Origin of the sequence: Candidatus Kinetoplastibacterium blastocrithidii (ex Strigomonas culicis), assembly GCF_000319245.1 — a bacterium.
GTDB lineage: Bacteria > Pseudomonadota > Gammaproteobacteria > Burkholderiales > Burkholderiaceae_B > Kinetoplastidibacterium > Kinetoplastidibacterium blastocrithidiae.
The window spans coordinates 130,233-146,969 of record NC_019814.1 but is presented as its reverse complement, the minus strand read 5'-3'; the positions used below and the strand labels follow the sequence as shown (position 1 = coordinate 146,969).

Here is a 16,737-nt window from a genome sequence, read left to right as displayed (position 1 = left end):
TTATTATTTGAATTTAAGAAAGTTTAAGGGAAGGAACATATGGCGAAAGGCAAGTTTGAACGTAGCAAGCCGCATGTAAATGTAGGTACTATTGGTCACGTTGATCATGGTAAAACAACTTTAACAGCTGCCATTACTACGGTATTAGCTACTAAATTTGGTGGGGAAGCGAGAGCTTATGCTCAGATTGATGCCGCTCCAGAAGAGAAAGCCAGAGGTATTACTATAAATACCGCTCACGTTGAATATGAAACATCAGCGCGTCACTATGCTCATGTTGACTGTCCTGGTCATGCTGATTATGTTAAAAACATGATAACTGGTGCTGCACAAATGGACGGTGCCATATTGGTTGTTTCTGCTGCTGATGGGCCAATGCCACAAACTAGAGAACATATATTGTTATCTCGTCAGGTTGGTGTGCCTTACATTGTTGTTTTCCTGAACAAGGCAGACATGGTAGATGATGAGGAGCTTTTAGAACTTGTTGAGATGGAAGTTAGAGAGTTGCTATCAAAATATGATTTTCCTGGTGATGACACTCCTATAATAAAAGGTTCTGCCAAATTAGCTTTAGAGGGCGATAAAGGTGAGCTTGGTGAGAAAGCGATTTTAGCTCTAGCTGATGCTTTAGATAATTATATACCGACCCCAGAAAGAGCAGTAGATGGTGCATTTTTATTACCAGTTGAGGATGTATTCTCAATCTCTGGTCGTGGAACCGTTGTTACCGGTCGTGTAGAGCGCGGTGTAGTAAAGGTAGGAGAAGAGATAGAGATTATAGGTATTAAGCCTACAGTAAAAACCATCTGCACTGGTGTTGAAATGTTTCGCAAAATGCTTGATCAAGGTCAGGCTGGTGATAATGTTGGAATTCTTCTTAGAGGAACTAAAAGGGAAGATGTTGAAAGAGGTCAGGTTCTAGCTAAACCAGGATCTATTACTCCTCATACAGAGTTTACTGCTGAAGTTTATGTTTTATCTAAGGAAGAAGGCGGTAGACACACTCCATTTTTTAAAGGATATCGTCCACAGTTTTATTTCAGAACCACTGATGTAACTGGTACTATTGAGTTGCCAGAAGATAAAGAGATGGTTCTGCCTGGCGATAATGTTGCTATGACAGTAAGGTTATTGTCACCTATAGCAATGGAAGAAGGATTGCGTTTCGCTATTCGTGAGGGTGGTAGAACTGTTGGTGCTGGTGTAGTATCTAAAATCATTGCTTGAAAATATAAATAACAAAGGTTTATTGCCTTTGTTATTCGCTCTTTAGGAATATTCATGAAAAATCAAAAGATTCGTATTCGCTTGAAAGCCTTTGACTATAAGCTAATCGATCAATCTGCTGCAGAAATAGTTGATACAGCAAAGCGTACTGGGGCTATTGTTAGGGGTCCAGTTCCTCTGCCAACAAGAATTAATCGTTATGATTTATTACGATCTCCACACGTTAATAAAACTTCTCGTGATCAATTTGAGGTTCGTACCCATCAACGTTTAATGGACATAGTGGAGCCTACAGATAAAACGGTAGATGCTTTAATGAGGTTAGACTTGCCAGCTGGAGTTGATGTAGAGATTGCTTTGCAATAGTTTTTTTGATATCTTACTATGTTATGCTATCTTACGCATGTGTGTAATTTAACATGATGTAATCAGATCTCTAAACAAATATAGATTTTTTCTGCTATCTATGTTTGTTTTTGTTTTATTTTTTATGTTTTTTATTGTGTGGTGTATTGGCCAATCGTAGCCAAAATGGAGATAATAATGTTGAATTCGACTTCTACATCCTATAGATTAGGAATGGTAGGTCGCAAGGTTGGCATGACTAGAATTTTTACGGATGATGGTGAATCTATTCCTGTAACTGTTCTGGATGTGTCAAATAATCGTATTGCACAAATAAAGTCAGTTGAAAAAGATGGTTACACAGCTGTCCAGTTAGCGTACGGTGTTGGAAAACCCTCGCGTATTACTAAACCACTTGCCGGACATTACTCTAAAGCTGGTATTGATGCTGGTAGTGTACTGAAAGAGTTTCGCCTCAATCCTTCTGATTCTTTAGATTTTGTTGTTGGATCTATCTTAGATATAAATTCAATCTTTGAGGTTGGTCAAGAGGTGGATGTTTCTGGAACAACCATAGGTAAAGGTTTTGCTGGCGCCATAAAGCGTCATAATTTTAGCTCTCAAAGAGCTTCTCATGGCAATTCTCGTTCTCATAGGGCTCCTGGCTCTATAGGTCAGTCTCAGGATCCTGGCAGGGTATTTCCTGGAAAGAAAATGCCTGGTCACTTAGGCTCTGTTTCTTGTACTATTCAAAATCTAGAAATAGTTAGAATAGATTTAGATAGAAGTTTAATAATAGTTAGGGGAGCTGTTCCTGGTTATTCCGATTCGGAGATAGTAGTTCTTCCAGCTATAAAGAAAATCTTAAAGAAGAGGAGCTAGAACATGGATATAAAGCTCCTTGATAATCAAGATCAGACATCTATAATGAATGTTTCTGATCTAGTTTTTGGTAGCGAAGTAAATGAATCATTGGTTCATCAATTAGTAGTTGCGTTTCAGGCAAATGGAAGATCTGGTAATAGAGCGCAAAAAGATCGAGCTGCTGTCAAACATAGCACTAAGAAACCTTGGCGTCAGAAAGGTACTGGTCGCGCTAGGGCTGGCATGACTTCTTCTCCATTATGGAGAGGTGGCGGTCGTATATTCCCTAATTCTCCTGAGGAGAATTTTTCTCAGAAGATTAATAAGAAAATGTATAGATCTGGAATTAGATCTATTTTGTCGCAGCTAGTCAAAGAAGATCGTGTATTAGCAATAGACTCCTTAAAGCTTGATTCTCCTAAAACTAAAGAGGCTGTTTTAAGAATTAAAAATTTTGGTTCTGAGTCAATATTGATAATATTAGATGAGGTTGATGAGAATATTTATCTAGCTACTCGTAATTTACCACATGTAGCTGTGATGGAACCGCATTATATAGATCCGTTGTCGTTGATTCATTATAAGAAGATAGTAATTGAGAAATTAGCTATTAATCAACTAGAGGAGATGTTTGGATGAATGCGGAACGATTGATGCAAGTTATTTTAGCTCCGGTGATTACAGAAAAAACAACTAACATTGCTGATAAATGTAGACAATTTGCTTTCAGGGTTTTGCCAGATGCTACGAAGATAGAGGTTAAAGCAGCGGTAGAACTCTTATTTAATGTAAAAGTGGATTCTGTTAGCATATTTAATAGAAAAGGCAAAGTTAAACGTTTCGGTCGTTTCATTGGCCATCGTCGTAATGAAAAGAAAGCTTATGTATCCCTTAGAGATGGTCATGAGATTAACTTTGCAGAGGTGATATAAATGGCTATTTTAAAGGTGAAGCCTACTTCTCCTGGTAGGAGAGGGGTGGTAAAATTAGTAAACCCAGTCCTTCATAAGGGTGATCCTTTTTTTGCTTTGTTGGAAAAAAAGAATCGCATATCAGGCCGCAATAATAATGGTCATATCACTGTTAGGCATAAGGGAGGGGGTCATAAAAAGCATTATAGAGTAGTGGATTTTTGTCGCAGTAAGGATGGTATATCTGCTAAAGTAGAGCGTTTTGAATATGATCCTAATCGTAGCGCCTATATAGCTCTTTTATGTTATGCTGATGGTGAGCGTCGTTATATCATAGCTCCTAGAGGGATTGGAGTTGGGGATGTTTTAATTTCTGGAGTTGAGTCGCCAATTCGTATAGGTAATGCTTTGCCTATACGAAATATACCGGTCGGGTCAACCATACATTGCATAGAGATGCGTCCTGGCAAGGGTGCTCAATTAGCTAGATCAGCCGGCTCATCAGCAGTCTTGCTTGCTAGGGAAGGTGTTTATGCTCAGGTTCGTTTAAGATCTGGAGAGGTTCGCAACATTCATGTGGATTGTCGAGCGACCATAGGTGAGGTAGGAAATGAGGAGCATAGTCTTCGCCAAATAGGTAAGGCAGGGGCAATGCGTTGGCGCGGCATACGTCCTACGGTTCGTGGTGTCGCCATGAACCCGGTGGATCATCCACATGGTGGAGGCGAGGGTCGAACTGGTGAGGCCAGAGAACCTGTAAGTCCATGGGGAACTCCAGCTAAGGGTTATAAAACTCGTCGCAATAAAAGGACTGATAATATGATAGTCCAAAAACGTAAGCGTAAATAATAAGAGGCGAACGAATATGTCACGTTCTATCAAAAAAGGACCTTTTGTCGATCTTCATCTTATGAAAAAGATAGAGGCAGCCTTTATAAGTAAGGATAAAAAACCAATTAAAACATGGTCTCGTAGGTCAACTATTCTCCCTGATTTTATTGGATTAACAATTGCAGTTCATAATGGTCGTCAGCAAGTACCAGTTTATATAAATGAAAATATGGTTGGTCATAAATTGGGTGAATTTGCTGCTACTAGAACATTTAAAGGGCATGCTGCAGATAAGAAGGCGAAGAGGTGATTAAATGGTAACTACTGCTGTTATCCGTGGAATTCATATGTCAGCTCAAAAAGTTCGATTGGTTGCTGATTTAATAAGAAATAAGTCTGTTGCGCAGGCGGTTAATATACTAGCATTTTCGCCTAAAAAAGCTGCTTGTGTTATTAAAAAGGCTGTTGAGTCTGCGATTGCTAATGCTGAGCACAATAATGGTGCTGATATAGATGAGTTGTATGTTAAAGAGATTTTTATTGACAAGGCTCAGTCTATGAAACGTTTTTCTGCTCGCGCTAAAGGTCGTGGTAATAGAATCGAAAAACAAACTTGTCATATTACCGTTAAGGTAGAATCCTAGGGAGAGAGGGTAATATATGGGTCAGAAAATTTGTCCTACTGGATTTCGTTTATCAGTCACCAGAAATTGGTCGTCACGTTGGTTTGCTGAGGACCGTGATTTTAGAGGTATCTTGGCTGGTGATATACGAATCCGTGAATATTTAAAGAAAAAGCTTAAGGGGGCTTCTGTTAGTCGAGTATTAATAGAGAGACCAGCTAAGAATGCTCGTGTAACTATTTATTCGGCTCGTCCTGGGATTGTTATAGGCAAGCGTGGAGAAGATATTGAGAATTTAAAGACTGATCTTCAGAGATTGGCTGGTGTTCCAGTGCAAGTTAATATAGAAGAAGTGCGAAAACCGGAAATTGATGCTCAATTAATTGCTGACTCTATAGCGCAACAGCTAGAAAAGCGCATAATGTTCCGTAGAGCTATGAAGAGAGCGATGCAAAATGCTATGAGATTAGGAGCTAAGGGTATTAAAATAATGAGCTCAGGACGATTGAATGGTATAGAAATAGCTCGTACTGAATGGTATCGTGAAGGTAGAGTCCCTTTGCATACTCTTAAGGCTAATATTGATTATGCAACTTCTGAAGCCCGTACAACTTATGGTGTTATAGGTGTTAAAGTCTGGATATATAAAGGCGATATATCTTTTTCTAATGACATATTGCCAACTGATGTTAAACCTTTCAGAGAAGAGGATAATCGTAAGTCAAGACGCTCTCCAAAAGAAAGGGTTGATAATAAGTCGTCACGTAATAGAGGATCTGGAAAAACTAACTATCGTTCTCAACAGGCTAATAACAGCTCTTCTTCAGAAAATGAGGTAGGTTAATTATGTTACAACCAGCTCGTAGAAAATATCGTAAAGAACATAAAGGTCGAAATACTGGTCTTGCCACTAGTGGAGCCAATGTAGCTTTCGGTGAATTTGGACTTAAAGCTACTGGTAGAGGAAGATTAACAGCTAGACAAATAGAATCTGCTAGACGTGCTATTAATAGACATATTAAACGTGGCGGTAGGGTATGGATACGTATTTTCCCAGATAAGCCAATTTCTCAGAAACCGGCAGAAGTTCGTATGGGTAATGGTAAAGGAAATCCAGAATATTGGGTTTCAGAAATTCAGCCGGGAAAGGTGTTGTACGAAATGGAAGGTGTTAGTGAAGAGTTAGCCAGAGAAGCTTTCCGTTTAGCGGCAGCTAAATTGCCAGTTTCTACTGTTTTCGTATCGCGTCGTATTGGTGCTTAGAGAGGTTTTTATGAAAGCTAGTGAGCTTCGTTTAAAAAACAAAACAGATCTGAATGTTGAGCTTGAGAGTTTATTGAAAGCTCAGTTTAGATTGCGTATGCAGGTAGCTACAAAGCAGCTTGCTAATACAAGTCAGATATGTAAAGTACGTAGGGACATAGCTCGTATACGTACAATATTGACAGAGGAAATAGGAAATGAGTAATTCTGTTGAGATTCAGAGCTCTAAACGTCAACGGACATTAGTTGGAAAAGTAGTTAGTAACAAAATGGACAAGTCTGTTGTGGTTATAGTTGAGAGAAGAGTAAAACATAATGTTCTTGGTAAAATAGTGACTCGTTCAGTAAAGTATAAGGCTCATGATGCTGATAATAAGTATAATGAGGGAGATACAGTCGAAATAAAAGAATGTAGGCCAATTTCTCGCACTAAATCTTGGCTAGTTGTGCGTTTGATTGATGCTGCGAGAGTTATCTAATATCACAAATTTAGGTTTGCTGTTTTTTAGTTAATTGTATCTTGTGTTTTTTATAAAAACATGGGAGAATACAGGGAGGTGTCTCTCTTATCTTAAGGATAGGGAGATATTATTATGTTAAGATTTCAACCCATATCTATTTGGTTATTGTAGCCATTCTAGAAAAACGGGGCCAAAACTGACAACTATAAAATTAAGTTGTTAAGTTGGAATAGGAAAAATCATGATCCAAATGCAAACCACGCTAGATGTGGCTGATAATACTGGTGCACGTCATGTTATGTGTATCAAAGTTCTTGGCGGGTCTAAGCGACGTTATGCCGGAATCGGCGATATTATTAAAGTAAGTGTTAAAGATGCAGCCCCACGCGGACGTGTAAAAAAGGGTGAAGTGTATAATGCTGTTGTTGTGCGTACAGCAAAAGGTGTTCGTCGGAAAGACGGAGCATTACTGCGATTTGATAGTAATGCTGCTGTATTACTAAATGCAAAGTTAGAACCAATTGGTACTCGTATCTTTGGACCTGTCACTCGTGAGTTACGTAATGAGAGGTTTATGAAGATTGTATCCTTGGCTCCGGAAGTTTTGTAGGGAAGCTTTAATGAATAAAATTCGTAAAGGTGATGAGGTTGTTATTCTTGCTGGTCGCGATAAAAAGCGTCGTGGGATAGTTTCAGCAGTTGTTGGAAAGGATCACTTGTTGGTAGAAGGAATAAATGTTGTGAAGAAGCATTTAAAGGCTAATCCAATGAGTAATAATCCTGGAGGAATTACCAGCAAGTCTATGCCTATACATATATCTAATGTAGCCTTATTCAATAAGGATACTGGAAAAGGAGAGCGTGTCCTTATTAAGGAATTAGATGGAGTAAAGACTAGAGTATTCCGTTCCAATGGTTCTTCTGTAGATAATAAATCATAGGGAGCGAAGCATGTCTCGTTTACAAGATTTGTATAGAAATACAGTTATAGCTAGCCTAAAGTCAAGATTTGGATATAAAAGCATAATGGAAGCTCCACGTCTATCTAAGATTACTCTTAATATGGGAGTATCTGAGGCTGTTTCTGATAAAAAAATTGTTGATCATGCTGTATCTGATTTAACAAAAATATCAGGACAAAAAGTTGTTGTAACTAAAACTCGTAAAGCTATAGCTGGTTTTAAGATTCGTGAAAATTATCCAATAGGTTGTATGGTTACTCTACGCGGTGAACGCATGTATGAGTTTCTGGATCGTTTGGTTTCTGTTGCTTTGCCTAGAGTTCGCGATTTTAGAGGTGTCTCTGGTCGTGCTTTTGATGGCCATGGCAATTATAATATAGGTGTTAAAGAACAGATCATTTTTCCTGAGGTCGAGTATGATAAAGTCGATACTTTGCGTGGAATGAATATTAGCATCACTACTACAGCGAAGACTGATGAAGAAGCGAAAGCTTTATTAACAGCCTTCGGATTTCCTTTTCGTAATTAATGGGATTACAAAGTGGCTAAATTGTCCCTGATAAATCGTGATATTAAACGTACCAAATTGGTTAATAAATTCGCTGTTAAACGTGCTCAACTAAAATCTATAATTGATGATCAATCAAAAGGAGACGAAGAAAGATATCAAGCTAGATTACAGCTGCAGCAGTTACCGCGCAATTCTAATCCCACAAGACAACGTAATCGTTGTGTTGTAACGGGGCGTCCGCGAGGTGTTTTTCGTAAGTTTGGGCTAGCTCGACACAAATTGCGAGAAATGGCAATGAAGGGAGAAATTCCCGGAATGATTAAGGCTAGCTGGTAGGAGAAATAGCATGAGCATGAGCGATCCAATTGCTGATATGTTGACTCGTATCCGCAATGCACAGCAAACTGATAAAGTAAAGGTCATTATTCCGTCTTCAAATATAAAGGTAGCAATCGCTACTGTCTTAAAAGAGGAAGGATATATAGATGGTTTTGAGATTAAAGGTATTGCTAGCAAACCAGAAATAGAGATTATTCTCAAGTATTATGCTGGACGTCCAGTTATAGAGAGAATTGATAGAGTTTCTCGCCCTGGTTTAAGAGTTTATAAAAAGAGCTCTAGTATTCCTCAAGTAATGAACGGCTTGGGTATAGCTATAGTTTCCACTTCACATGGTGTCATGACAGACCGTAAAGCCAAGGCTAATGGTGTTGGCGGTGAAGTTTTATGTTATGTGGCCTAGGGAGAAATTCTAATGTCACGAATTGCTAAATATCCAATTGATTTGCCTAATAATGTTGAGGCGAAAATTGAAGATAATCAAATTACAATAAAAGGTCCTTTAGGTTCTTTGACACAGTTTCTAGTTGATGATGTAAAAGTAGATCTTGTAGAGAATAAAATAGTTTTTTCAATTGTTCGTATTTCAGAACAGTCGAAAGCTATGATAGGAACTTTGCGTGCTCTTATATCTAATATGGTTATTGGGGTTAGTAGAGGTTTTGAACGAAAGTTAGTGTTGGTCGGTGTTGGTTTTAGAGCTTCTGTGCAGGAATCTGTAGTTAAATTGCAGCTTGGTTTTTCTCATGATGTTTTACATCAATTACCATCTGGTATTATTGCAGAGAGTTCTACGCCTACAGAGCTCGTTATAAAAGGTATAGATAAGCAATCTGTTGGTCAAGTTGCAGCAAAAATTAGATCATATCGTCCACCTGAACCTTATAAAGGGAAAGGAGTACGTTATGCTGACGAGCGAGTAGTGCTTAAAGAAGCTAAGAAAAAGTAATTTAGGCAAGAGAGGAAGTTATGAATAAAAGAAATTCCAGATTGCGTCGATCTATTCCAACGCGGCGAAAAATTAGTAGATTAGGTGTTAATCGTCTATCTGTATTTAGATCTAATTTACATATCTATGCTAATATTTTCTCGCCAGAAGGAGATAGAGTCTTAGTTAGTGCTTCGACTCTAGAATCTGAGGTTAAGTCCTTATTGAGGGAGAAGACTACTAATGGTGGTAATAAGATAGCGGCTGCTATAGTGGGTGCACGTATCGCAGAAAAAGCTAAATGTGCTGGTATAGACTCTGTAGCTTTTGATCGTTCCGGTTTTCATTATCATGGCAGAGTTAGAGTTTTAGCTGAAGCTGCTCGTGAGGCTGGATTAAAGTTTTGATCGAGGATTTTATAAATGGCCAAAGTACAAGGCAAGAATAACGCGGAAAAAGATAACGAAGATGGCTTACGTGAGAAAATGATAGCTGTCAATCGTGTTAGTAAAGTTGTTAAGGGAGGCCGTACAATGAGTTTTGCGGCTCTTACTGTGGTTGGTGATGGTGATGGCCGTATAGGCATGGGCAAAGGGAAAGCTAGGGAAGTGCCTGTTTCTGTCCAAAAAGCAATGGAACAAGCTCGTCGCAACATGTTTAAAGTTTCTTTAAAAAGTGGCACGTTGCAACATGCTGTTGTTGGCAAACATGGAGCTTCTAAAGTTGTTATTTCTCCGGCGGCTGAGGGTTCAGGTGTAATAGCTGGTGGTCCTATGCGTGCTATTTTTGAGGTAATGGGTATCCGTAATGTTGTTGCCAAGAGTTTGGGTTCTAGCAATCCTTATAACCTAGTTAGGGCAACGTTTAATGGATTGCGTAATTCTATGACCCCCTCTGAAGTTGCGGCTAAAAGAGGTAAGAGCATAGAGGAAATATTAGGATAATTCTTATGACTCATGATCAATTGAAGATTAGACTTTTGCGCTCTACTATTGGAACTAATAAGTCTCATAGAGAGACCGTTAGAGGTTTAGGTCTTCGTAGAGTAAATAGTATAAGCATTTTGAATAATACACCTGAGGTTAGAGGAATGCTTAGAAAAGTAAAATATCTTATTGATGTTTCGCATGTTTAGGAAAGCTTTATGTTAGAAATAAGATTAAATACAATAAATCCTGCGGAAGGAAGTAAATTTCCTAGGCGTCGTGTTGGTCGAGGGATAGGTTCTGGATTGGGAAAAACAGCGGGCCGTGGCCACAAAGGACAGAAATCTCGTTCAGGAGGTTTCCACAAAGTTGGCTTCGAAGGAGGTCAAATGCCATTACAAAGACGATTACCAAAGAGGGGTTTTAGGAAATTTGATAATCATTTGTATGCTCAGATTAATTTATCAGATTTGCAATCTTTGTCTGTTAATGAGGTTGATATACAAGTATTGAAAAGCAACTCTATTGTTAAGGGTGAGGTAAGGTTTGTTAAAGTTATAAAGTCTGGTAGTTTGTCACGTAAATTAGTATTAAGGGGTATTGCAGCAACAGCTGGTGCTTGTTCTGCTATAGAGTCTGTTGGTGGATCGTTAATAGTTTAAGAGGTATTTATAAAAGTGACTAGATGGCAATCATCAACTAAGACTAGTTCTGGCTATTATGACTTGAAACGTAGGGTTGTTTTTCTTGTTCTTGCAATTATAGTTTATCGTATTGGTACTCATATTCCTGTTCCTGGTGTTAACCCTTATGTGTTAGCTGATTTGTTTCAAAATAATCAGGGGGGAATAATAGGTTTATTCAATATGTTTTCAGGAGGAGCATTGGTTCGTTTCTCCGTGTTCTCATTAGGAATTATGCCTTATATTTCAGCTTCCATAGTGGTTCAGTTAATGACTATGGTAGTGCCTTATTTAGAATCTCTAAGGAAGGAAGGGGAGTCTGGCCGTAGAAAAATATCTCAGTATACAAGATATGGTGCTGTTTTAGTTGCTTCTGTACAAGCTTTTGGCGTTTGCCTTGTTTTACAATCTCAGCCTGGGCTAATAGTTGATGACGGTACATTTTGTATGATGATTAGAGTTCTAACTTTAGTAACCGGTACTATGTTTGTAATGTGGCTGGGTGAACAGATAACTGAACGTGGAATTGGTAACGGCGTATCTATGATTATATTTGCTGGTATAGTTTCGGAGCTTCCATCTTCGTTGCTTTTATTACTGGATATGGTTCGCGTCAATTCTATCTCTATCACATCAGCTATTTTTATACTAAGCATAGTTTTTTTAGTTACCTCTCTAGTTGTTTTTGTTGAAATGGCTCAAAGAAAAATTCCTGTAAATTATGCACAGCGTCAAGTCGGTAATAAATTATATAGAGGACAGAGTTCACATTTGCCATTAAAGTTAAATATGTCCGGGGTTATTCCTCCTATATTTGCTTCTTCTTTGATGTTATTGCCAGGAACAATAGCCAGCTGGTTTTCAGGAGCTAGTGAAATTAATTGGTTATCTAGTTTAGCTATTGCAATTTCACCTAGACAGCCTTTATACATAGCTTTATACTCGTTATTTGTTTTATTTTTCTGTTTTTTTTATACTGCTCTTGTTTTTAATAGTAGAGAAACAGCAGATAATCTTAAAAAAAGTGGTGCACTAATTCCTGGAATTCGCCCAGGTGAACAGACATCTCGTTATATTGATAAAATTCTTGTGCGTTTAACATTGATTGGTGCTATGTATGTAGTATTAGTCTGTCTTGTTCCAGAATTTTTGGTAGCGAAATGGAATGTGCCTTTTAATTTTGGAGGTACTTCTTTATTAATTATCGTTGTTGTAACGATGGATTTTATGACACAGGTTCAATCTTGTGTAATGTCCTACCAATATGATTCCCTACTTAAGAAATCTAATTTTAAGAGTTAAGGAAATGAAAAATTTTTATTGTTTTAAGTAGAAGATAATGTCTAAGGACGATGTAATACAAATGCAGGGAGAGATTTTAGAAAATCTTCCTAATGCAAATTTTCGTGTAAAGCTTGAAAATGGACACATAGTTCTTGGTCATATCTCTGGTAAAATGCGTATGCATTATATCAGAATATTACCAGGAGATAAGGTAACAGTTGAGCTTACACCTTACGATCTTACTAGGGCTAGAATTATTTTCCGTGCTAAGTAAGTCAAAAATTATTACGGAAAGTTAGGAGTTAACGATGAAAGTAATGGCATCAGTTAAGCGAGTTTGCCGAAATTGTAAGATTATTAAACGTCACGGAGTAGTGCGAATTATTTGTACTGACCCGCGTCATAAGCAACGTCAAGGATAACATTTTTGTTATTCTTGACTATAATTGATTTATTCAAGGAACAGTCATGGCCCGTATTGCTGGCATTAATATCCCGCCACAACAGCATGCTGAGATTGGTTTGACCGCAATTTTTGGAATTGGACGATCTCGTGCTTGTAAGATTTGTGAAACAGCAAAGATTTCTCCTTCTAAAAAAATAAAGGATATGACCGATGCTGAACTAGAGCGGATTCGTGAGCAAGTTGGATTGTTTACGGTAGAAGGTGACCTTCGTCGTGAGATTCAGTTTTCAATTAAACGGTTAATCGATTTGGGTACTTATCGAGGGATGCGTCATAAACGTGGATTGCCTGTACGTGGTCAGCGCACTCGTACTAATGCACGCACTCGTAAAGGACCACGTAGAGCAGCTGCTTCTCTGAAAAAATAGTAATTATTGAGGAATTTAGAATATGGCGAAATCTTCTACAAGTGGCGCTTCTCGCGTCAGAAAGAAAGTAAAGAAAAATGTTTCAGATGGAATAGTGCATGTTCATGCTTCTTTTAATAATACCATTGTTACAATAACAGATCGTCAAGGTAATGCTTTGTCTTGGGCGACTTCAGGATCCTCTGGCTTTAAAGGATCTAGAAAATCTACCCCTTTTGCAGCGCAGGTAGCAGCTGAGGCTGCTGGTCGTGCTGCTATGGAGTTTGGAATTAAAACCCTTGAAGTAAGAATAAAGGGACCAGGTCCAGGTCGCGAATCTTCTGTAAGAGCTTTGAATGCTCTTGGAATTAAGATTTCTAGTATTTCCGACATAACACCTATTCCACATAACGGATGTCGTCCTCCAAAGCGTCGTCGTATTTAAGGATAAAATAATATTATGGCACGTTATATTGGACCAAAATGTAAACTCTCACGTCGTGAGGGTACTGATCTCTTCCTCAAGAGTGCTCGTAGACCGTTTGATTCGAAATGTAAATCAGAATCAAAACCAGGTCAACATGGTCGTACATCTGGATCTCGCATCTCAGATTACGGTCTTCAAATGAGAGAGAAGCAAAAACTTAAGAGAATGTATGGTGTTTTAGAAAAGCAGTTTCGTAGATATTTTGAGGAATCAGAGAGACGAAAAGGAAATACTGGAGAAATATTAATTCAGTTACTTGAATCTCGATTAGATAATGTTGTTTATAGAATGGGTTTTGGCTCTACAAGAGCAGAAGCTCGTCAGCTAATTAGTCATCGTGCGATTGAGGTTAATGGTCGAATTGTAGACATAGCTTCATTATCAGTCAAAGCTGGTGATATAATATCAGTTCGAGAAAAGTCTAAAAATCAAAATAGAATTAAAGAAGCAATAAAATTAGCTATTAGTATTGGCATACCTCAGTGGCTAGATCTTGACTCTGAGAAGCAAATGGGAACTTTTAAGGCGGTTCCTGATCGCTCTGATGTTGCTCGAGATATAAATGAGTCTATGGTAGTAGAACTGTATTCTCGTTAATATAAGTCTGTTTTTTATTGTCTTTTATTATCTTCAGCCTTATCGGTGTAACGAACTGAGGGTATTGAATAGGAAGTATGTATGTCTAGTCAGGATTTTTTAAAGCCAAGAGTTGTTGAGGTTGAACCCATTTCTCATAATAGAGCAAAAATTATTATGGAGCCATTTGAACGTGGTTATGGGCACACTCTTGGTAATGCTTTGCGTCGTATTTTGTTATCTTCTATGGAAGGATATGCTCCAACTGAAGTGCAAATTAGCGGTATTGTTCATGAATACTCTACTATTCCTGGAGTAAGAGAAGATCTTATCGACATATTGATGAATTTAAAAAATGTTATTTTTAAATTACATAGCCGTGATGAGGTTAGTTTGTCTATCAACAGGAAAGGTCCTGCTATAGTTTTAGCAAAAGATATAGAATTGCCGCATGATGTGGAGATAATAAATCCTGATCATTTGATTTGTAATCTCACAGATTCAGGTCAACTAGATATGCATTTTAAAGTAAGAAAGGGTCGTGGATATATACCTGGCAATATTCGCTCTTCTTCAGTTTCTGATAGAAGTACTTCTATTGGAAAGATAATTTTAGATGCATCATACAGTCCTGTACGCAGAGTTAGTTATAGTGTCGAAAGTGCTCGTGTAGAACAGAGGACTGACCTTGATAAACTAATTATAGATATTGAAACTAATGGGGTTTTAACCCCAGAGGAATCTGTTAGACAGGCTGCTTGTATCTTAATGGATCAAGTATCTGTATTTGCATCTTTACAAGGGGCTCAAGAGCCTAATGATTCTCAACCTTCTAGGACTACTCCAGGAATTGATCCTGTCCTATTGAAGCCTGTAGATGATTTAGAACTAACTGTACGTTCTGCTAATTGCCTAAAAGCAGAAAATATTTACTATATAGGTGATTTGATTCAGAGAACAGAAACAGAGCTTTTGAAAACTCCTAATTTAGGTCGCAAATCATTGAATGAAATTAAAGAAGTATTAGCTACGCGTGGTTTAACTCTTGGCATGAAATTAGATAATTGGCCACCTGTAGAGATAGAATAACTGAATTGCATTGATAGTTTCCTGTAAGGTTTGGAACAATAGATGTTTCTGATTTATTGTGGACTATCTAAGTTAAATAATATATTGAGCTGTGAATTTTAAAATCAGCTCTTGGATACTGTAAAGGAAATTATTATGCGTCATGGTCATGGTTTACGCAAACTTAATCGCACAAGTAGCCATCGTCTTGCTATGTTTCGTAATATGGCTGTTTCTCTTATTAATCATGAGGCAATCAGGACTACTTTGCCAAAAGCTAAAGAACTGCGTCATGTTATTGAGCCTCTAATTACATTAGGTAAAAATCCAACTCTAGCAAATAAAAGACTAGCATTTGCTAGATTGCGCGATCGAGATGCTGTAGTAAAATTATTCTCAGAGATTGGGCCGAGATTTTCTAGTAGACCAGGTGGATATACTAGGATATTAAAAATAGGATTTCGTAACGGAGATAATGCTCCTATGGCTTTTATGGAGATGCTAGATAGAGAACCCAAAAAAGAAGTGAACGATTAATTAGTTGCAAGTCAAGCTATAATCTTATATCAACAAACATGACTATTTAGAATATAGTCATGTTTGTCATTAATAAAATTAATTATTTTTTCTTAATAGCTCAGCAGCTTCTAACGCAAAGTATGTCAATATGCCGTCAGCTCCTGCTCTTCTGAAGCATATAAGAGATTCTAGTATTATTTCATCATTTCTTATCCAGCCATTTAGTGATGCAGCTTTTATCATAGAATATTCTCCACTAACTTGGTATGCAAATGTTGGAACTCTAAATTTTTCTTTAATTTTAGTTAATACATCTAAGTATGGAATTCCAGGTTTAACTATAAGCATATCAGCCCCTTCAGTTATATCAGCTGCTGCTTCTCTAATAGCTTCGTTTATGTTGCTTGGATTTATCTGGTAACTATTTTTATTTCCTTTCTTTAAGTTGTTGCTAGATCTTATTGCATCTCTAAAAGGGCCGTAGAAGGCACTGGAATATTTAGCAGAATAAGCCATTATTATGGTATTCTTATATTCATTGCTTTCTAGTTTTTGTCTTATGATGCCAATTCTACCATCCATCATATCACTAGGTGCTACTATATCTACTCCTGCACTGGCATGCAAAAGAGATTGCTTTGTAAGCATTTCTATGGTTTCATCATTTAATACATATCCACTATCATCCAATATGCCATCTTGTCCGTGTATTGTATAAGGATCTAATGCGATATCAGTCATTATCCCTAGTTCTGGGAAACGTTTTTTAATTTCAATTACTGTTCGAGGTATTAGTCCATTCGCATTAATAGATTCAATCCCATTATTTGTTTTTAGTGTGGAATCTATGACAGGAAATAGTGCTATTGTTGGGATTCCTAGATCAATACATTTTTCAGCTACGTATAGTATTTCATCAATAGAATACACATATATTCCTGGCATTGATGATACTTCTTCTTTTACCCCATTACCCTCTACTATAAATAAAGGGAATATTAGATTGTTAGTAGATAGGTTGCTTTCTGTTAGCATTCTAAGTATAAAATCACCTTTTCTTAGGCGTCTCATCCTTGATTCTGGATATGATGGTGAAAAAATTTGTGAATTCAT

31 protein-coding genes are annotated in these 16,737 nt (G+C 37.6%); 30 read left to right on the top strand and 1 reads right to left on the bottom strand.

Translation table 11 applies throughout. The annotated features are described in order from the left end of the window. Positions 1–39: 39 nt before the first annotated feature. The 30 genes from tuf to rplQ all read left to right on the top strand — a co-directional run bounded on the left by tuf (position 40) and on the right by rplQ (position 15,642). Positions 40–1,230, top strand: a complete 1,191-nt coding sequence (gene tuf / locus CKBE_RS00770) for an elongation factor Tu (RefSeq protein ID WP_015237709.1) — start codon at positions 40–42, stop codon at positions 1,228–1,230. A gap of 54 nt (positions 1,231–1,284) precedes the next feature. Then, positions 1,285–1,596, top strand: a complete 312-nt coding sequence (gene rpsJ, locus CKBE_RS00765) for a 30S ribosomal protein S10 (protein WP_015237708.1) — start codon at positions 1,285–1,287, stop codon at positions 1,594–1,596. Positions 1,597–1,761: 165 nt separating this feature from the next. Further along, the gene (gene rplC, locus CKBE_RS00760) at positions 1,762–2,457 is read left to right on the top strand and encodes a 50S ribosomal protein L3 (RefSeq protein WP_015390122.1); all 696 of its coding nucleotides are present in this window, start codon (positions 1,762–1,764) and stop codon (positions 2,455–2,457) included. A gap of 3 nt (positions 2,458–2,460) precedes the next feature. After that, positions 2,461–3,078 carry a 50S ribosomal protein L4 gene (rplD, locus tag CKBE_RS00755; RefSeq protein WP_015390121.1) on the top strand — a complete coding sequence of 206 codons (618 nt, stop codon included), beginning with the start codon at positions 2,461–2,463 and terminating at the stop codon, positions 3,076–3,078. After that, complete coding sequence (gene rplW / locus CKBE_RS00750; protein ID WP_015390120.1) at positions 3,075–3,371, top strand: 50S ribosomal protein L23; 297 nt, start codon at positions 3,075–3,077, stop codon at positions 3,369–3,371. The genes rplD and rplW overlap by 4 nt, the downstream gene beginning before the upstream one ends. Further along, positions 3,372–4,199: a 50S ribosomal protein L2 gene (gene rplB / locus CKBE_RS00745; RefSeq protein ID WP_015237704.1), complete on the top strand. Its 828-nt coding sequence runs from the start codon at positions 3,372–3,374 to the stop codon at positions 4,197–4,199. Positions 4,200–4,215: 16 nt separating this feature from the next. Further along, entirely contained in the window at positions 4,216–4,491 is a 276-nt protein-coding gene (gene rpsS / locus CKBE_RS00740; protein WP_015390119.1) for a 30S ribosomal protein S19, read from the top strand. A 4-nt stretch (positions 4,492–4,495) separates the two neighbouring features. Next, positions 4,496–4,825 (top strand): 50S ribosomal protein L22, encoded by a 330-nt coding sequence (rplV, locus tag CKBE_RS00735; protein ID WP_015237702.1) that lies wholly within the window; start codon positions 4,496–4,498, stop codon positions 4,823–4,825. Between the two features lie 16 nt (positions 4,826–4,841). Next, complete coding sequence (gene rpsC / locus CKBE_RS00730) at positions 4,842–5,648, top strand: 30S ribosomal protein S3 (RefSeq protein ID WP_015237701.1); 807 nt, start codon at positions 4,842–4,844, stop codon at positions 5,646–5,648. 2 nt (positions 5,649–5,650) lie between these two features. Beyond that, positions 5,651–6,067: a 50S ribosomal protein L16 gene (gene rplP, locus CKBE_RS00725; RefSeq protein ID WP_015237700.1), complete on the top strand. Its 417-nt coding sequence runs from the start codon at positions 5,651–5,653 to the stop codon at positions 6,065–6,067. 10 nt (positions 6,068–6,077) lie between these two features. After that, positions 6,078–6,272: a 50S ribosomal protein L29 gene (rpmC, locus tag CKBE_RS00720; RefSeq protein WP_015390117.1), complete on the top strand. Its 195-nt coding sequence runs from the start codon at positions 6,078–6,080 to the stop codon at positions 6,270–6,272. Continuing rightward, positions 6,265–6,546 (top strand): 30S ribosomal protein S17, encoded by a 282-nt coding sequence (gene rpsQ / locus CKBE_RS00715; protein WP_015237698.1) that lies wholly within the window; start codon positions 6,265–6,267, stop codon positions 6,544–6,546. Before rpmC ends, rpsQ begins: the two co-directional genes overlap by 8 nt. Positions 6,547–6,769: 223 nt before the next feature. Further along, a complete protein-coding gene (gene rplN / locus CKBE_RS00710; protein WP_015390116.1) occupies positions 6,770–7,138 on the top strand; it encodes a 50S ribosomal protein L14 in 369 nt (122 codons plus the stop codon). Between the two features lie 10 nt (positions 7,139–7,148). Next, entirely contained in the window at positions 7,149–7,469 is a 321-nt protein-coding gene (rplX, locus tag CKBE_RS00705; protein ID WP_015237696.1) for a 50S ribosomal protein L24, read from the top strand. Between the two features lie 10 nt (positions 7,470–7,479). Further along, entirely contained in the window at positions 7,480–8,019 is a 540-nt protein-coding gene (rplE, locus tag CKBE_RS00700; RefSeq protein WP_015237695.1) for a 50S ribosomal protein L5, read from the top strand. Positions 8,020–8,031: 12 nt separating this feature from the next. Further along, positions 8,032–8,337, top strand: a complete 306-nt coding sequence (rpsN, locus tag CKBE_RS00695; RefSeq protein WP_015390115.1) for a 30S ribosomal protein S14 — start codon at positions 8,032–8,034, stop codon at positions 8,335–8,337. Between the two features lie 10 nt (positions 8,338–8,347). Next, a complete protein-coding gene (gene rpsH / locus CKBE_RS00690; RefSeq protein WP_015390114.1) occupies positions 8,348–8,743 on the top strand; it encodes a 30S ribosomal protein S8 in 396 nt (131 codons plus the stop codon). Positions 8,744–8,755: 12 nt separating this feature from the next. Continuing rightward, positions 8,756–9,289, top strand: a complete 534-nt coding sequence (gene rplF / locus CKBE_RS00685) for a 50S ribosomal protein L6 (protein ID WP_015237693.1) — start codon at positions 8,756–8,758, stop codon at positions 9,287–9,289. A 20-nt stretch (positions 9,290–9,309) separates the two neighbouring features. After that, positions 9,310–9,675 carry a 50S ribosomal protein L18 gene (rplR, locus tag CKBE_RS00680; RefSeq protein WP_015237692.1) on the top strand — a complete coding sequence of 122 codons (366 nt, stop codon included), beginning with the start codon at positions 9,310–9,312 and terminating at the stop codon, positions 9,673–9,675. A gap of 15 nt (positions 9,676–9,690) precedes the next feature. Continuing rightward, on the top strand, positions 9,691–10,212 hold the full coding sequence (rpsE, locus tag CKBE_RS00675; protein ID WP_015237691.1) for a 30S ribosomal protein S5: 522 nt from the start codon (positions 9,691–9,693) through the stop codon (positions 10,210–10,212). A gap of 5 nt (positions 10,213–10,217) precedes the next feature. After that, the gene (rpmD, locus tag CKBE_RS00670) at positions 10,218–10,403 is read left to right on the top strand and encodes a 50S ribosomal protein L30 (protein WP_015390113.1); all 186 of its coding nucleotides are present in this window, start codon (positions 10,218–10,220) and stop codon (positions 10,401–10,403) included. A 9-nt stretch (positions 10,404–10,412) separates the two neighbouring features. Then, on the top strand, positions 10,413–10,856 hold the full coding sequence (rplO, locus tag CKBE_RS00665; RefSeq protein WP_015237690.1) for a 50S ribosomal protein L15: 444 nt from the start codon (positions 10,413–10,415) through the stop codon (positions 10,854–10,856). A 15-nt stretch (positions 10,857–10,871) separates the two neighbouring features. Beyond that, the gene (secY, locus tag CKBE_RS00660) at positions 10,872–12,179 is read left to right on the top strand and encodes a preprotein translocase subunit SecY (RefSeq protein WP_015237689.1); all 1,308 of its coding nucleotides are present in this window, start codon (positions 10,872–10,874) and stop codon (positions 12,177–12,179) included. A 37-nt stretch (positions 12,180–12,216) separates the two neighbouring features. Beyond that, on the top strand, positions 12,217–12,435 hold the full coding sequence (gene infA / locus CKBE_RS00655; RefSeq protein ID WP_015237688.1) for a translation initiation factor IF-1: 219 nt from the start codon (positions 12,217–12,219) through the stop codon (positions 12,433–12,435). Positions 12,436–12,469: 34 nt separating this feature from the next. Further along, the gene (gene rpmJ, locus CKBE_RS03905; RefSeq protein ID WP_081583118.1) at positions 12,470–12,583 is read left to right on the top strand and encodes a 50S ribosomal protein L36; all 114 of its coding nucleotides are present in this window, start codon (positions 12,470–12,472) and stop codon (positions 12,581–12,583) included. A 46-nt stretch (positions 12,584–12,629) separates the two neighbouring features. Continuing rightward, on the top strand, positions 12,630–12,995 hold the full coding sequence (rpsM, locus tag CKBE_RS00650) for a 30S ribosomal protein S13 (protein WP_015237687.1): 366 nt from the start codon (positions 12,630–12,632) through the stop codon (positions 12,993–12,995). Between the two features lie 22 nt (positions 12,996–13,017). Continuing rightward, positions 13,018–13,419 (top strand): 30S ribosomal protein S11, encoded by a 402-nt coding sequence (rpsK, locus tag CKBE_RS00645; protein WP_015237686.1) that lies wholly within the window; start codon positions 13,018–13,020, stop codon positions 13,417–13,419. A 15-nt stretch (positions 13,420–13,434) separates the two neighbouring features. Then, a complete protein-coding gene (gene rpsD, locus CKBE_RS00640) occupies positions 13,435–14,058 on the top strand; it encodes a 30S ribosomal protein S4 (protein WP_015237685.1) in 624 nt (207 codons plus the stop codon). An 81-nt stretch (positions 14,059–14,139) separates the two neighbouring features. Then, on the top strand, positions 14,140–15,126 hold the full coding sequence (locus tag CKBE_RS00635) for a DNA-directed RNA polymerase subunit alpha (protein WP_015237684.1): 987 nt from the start codon (positions 14,140–14,142) through the stop codon (positions 15,124–15,126). Positions 15,127–15,261: 135 nt separating this feature from the next. After that, positions 15,262–15,642, top strand: coding sequence for a 50S ribosomal protein L17 (gene rplQ, locus CKBE_RS00630; protein WP_015237683.1), 381 nt, complete (start codon positions 15,262–15,264; stop codon positions 15,640–15,642). Positions 15,643–15,720: 78 nt separating this feature from the next. On the opposite strand, the gene hemB is transcribed toward rplQ, so the two are convergent. Beyond that, positions 15,721–16,737 (bottom strand): porphobilinogen synthase, encoded by a 1,017-nt coding sequence (gene hemB / locus CKBE_RS00625; RefSeq protein ID WP_015237682.1) that lies wholly within the window; start codon positions 16,735–16,737, stop codon positions 15,721–15,723.

Bases quoted from the DNA above. Each gene is read 5' to 3' on its own strand.
- tuf (WP_015237709.1), top strand. From the start codon at position 40: ATGGCGAAAGGCAAGTTTGAACGTAGCAAGCCGCATGTAAATGTAGGT.
- rpsJ (WP_015237708.1), top strand. From the start codon at position 1,285: ATGAAAAATCAAAAGATTCGTATTCGCTTGAAAGCCTTTGACTATAAG.
- rplC (WP_015390122.1), top strand. From the start codon at position 1,762: ATGGAGATAATAATGTTGAATTCGACTTCTACATCCTATAGATTAGGA.
- rplD (WP_015390121.1), top strand. From the start codon at position 2,461: ATGGATATAAAGCTCCTTGATAATCAAGATCAGACATCTATAATGAAT.
- rplW (WP_015390120.1), top strand. From the start codon at position 3,075: ATGAATGCGGAACGATTGATGCAAGTTATTTTAGCTCCGGTGATTACA.
- rplB (WP_015237704.1), top strand. From the start codon at position 3,372: ATGGCTATTTTAAAGGTGAAGCCTACTTCTCCTGGTAGGAGAGGGGTG.
- rpsS (WP_015390119.1), top strand. From the start codon at position 4,216: ATGTCACGTTCTATCAAAAAAGGACCTTTTGTCGATCTTCATCTTATG.
- rplV (WP_015237702.1), top strand. From the start codon at position 4,496: ATGGTAACTACTGCTGTTATCCGTGGAATTCATATGTCAGCTCAAAAA.
- rpsC (WP_015237701.1), top strand. From the start codon at position 4,842: ATGGGTCAGAAAATTTGTCCTACTGGATTTCGTTTATCAGTCACCAGA.
- rplP (WP_015237700.1), top strand. From the start codon at position 5,651: ATGTTACAACCAGCTCGTAGAAAATATCGTAAAGAACATAAAGGTCGA.
- rpmC (WP_015390117.1), top strand. From the start codon at position 6,078: ATGAAAGCTAGTGAGCTTCGTTTAAAAAACAAAACAGATCTGAATGTT.
- rpsQ (WP_015237698.1), top strand. From the start codon at position 6,265: ATGAGTAATTCTGTTGAGATTCAGAGCTCTAAACGTCAACGGACATTA.
- rplN (WP_015390116.1), top strand. From the start codon at position 6,770: ATGATCCAAATGCAAACCACGCTAGATGTGGCTGATAATACTGGTGCA.
- rplX (WP_015237696.1), top strand. From the start codon at position 7,149: ATGAATAAAATTCGTAAAGGTGATGAGGTTGTTATTCTTGCTGGTCGC.
- rplE (WP_015237695.1), top strand. From the start codon at position 7,480: ATGTCTCGTTTACAAGATTTGTATAGAAATACAGTTATAGCTAGCCTA.
- rpsH (WP_015390114.1), top strand. From the start codon at position 8,348: ATGAGCATGAGCGATCCAATTGCTGATATGTTGACTCGTATCCGCAAT.
- rplF (WP_015237693.1), top strand. From the start codon at position 8,756: ATGTCACGAATTGCTAAATATCCAATTGATTTGCCTAATAATGTTGAG.
- rplR (WP_015237692.1), top strand. From the start codon at position 9,310: ATGAATAAAAGAAATTCCAGATTGCGTCGATCTATTCCAACGCGGCGA.
- rpsE (WP_015237691.1), top strand. From the start codon at position 9,691: ATGGCCAAAGTACAAGGCAAGAATAACGCGGAAAAAGATAACGAAGAT.
- rpmD (WP_015390113.1), top strand. From the start codon at position 10,218: ATGACTCATGATCAATTGAAGATTAGACTTTTGCGCTCTACTATTGGA.
- rplO (WP_015237690.1), top strand. From the start codon at position 10,413: ATGTTAGAAATAAGATTAAATACAATAAATCCTGCGGAAGGAAGTAAA.
- infA (WP_015237688.1), top strand. From the start codon at position 12,217: ATGTCTAAGGACGATGTAATACAAATGCAGGGAGAGATTTTAGAAAAT.
- rpmJ (WP_081583118.1), top strand. From the start codon at position 12,470: ATGAAAGTAATGGCATCAGTTAAGCGAGTTTGCCGAAATTGTAAGATT.
- rpsM (WP_015237687.1), top strand. From the start codon at position 12,630: ATGGCCCGTATTGCTGGCATTAATATCCCGCCACAACAGCATGCTGAG.
- rpsK (WP_015237686.1), top strand. From the start codon at position 13,018: ATGGCGAAATCTTCTACAAGTGGCGCTTCTCGCGTCAGAAAGAAAGTA.
- rpsD (WP_015237685.1), top strand. From the start codon at position 13,435: ATGGCACGTTATATTGGACCAAAATGTAAACTCTCACGTCGTGAGGGT.
- CKBE_RS00635 (WP_015237684.1), top strand. From the start codon at position 14,140: ATGTCTAGTCAGGATTTTTTAAAGCCAAGAGTTGTTGAGGTTGAACCC.
- rplQ (WP_015237683.1), top strand. From the start codon at position 15,262: ATGCGTCATGGTCATGGTTTACGCAAACTTAATCGCACAAGTAGCCAT.
- hemB (WP_015237682.1), bottom strand. From the start codon at position 16,737: ATGAATTCACAAATTTTTTCACCATCATATCCAGAATCAAGGATGAGA.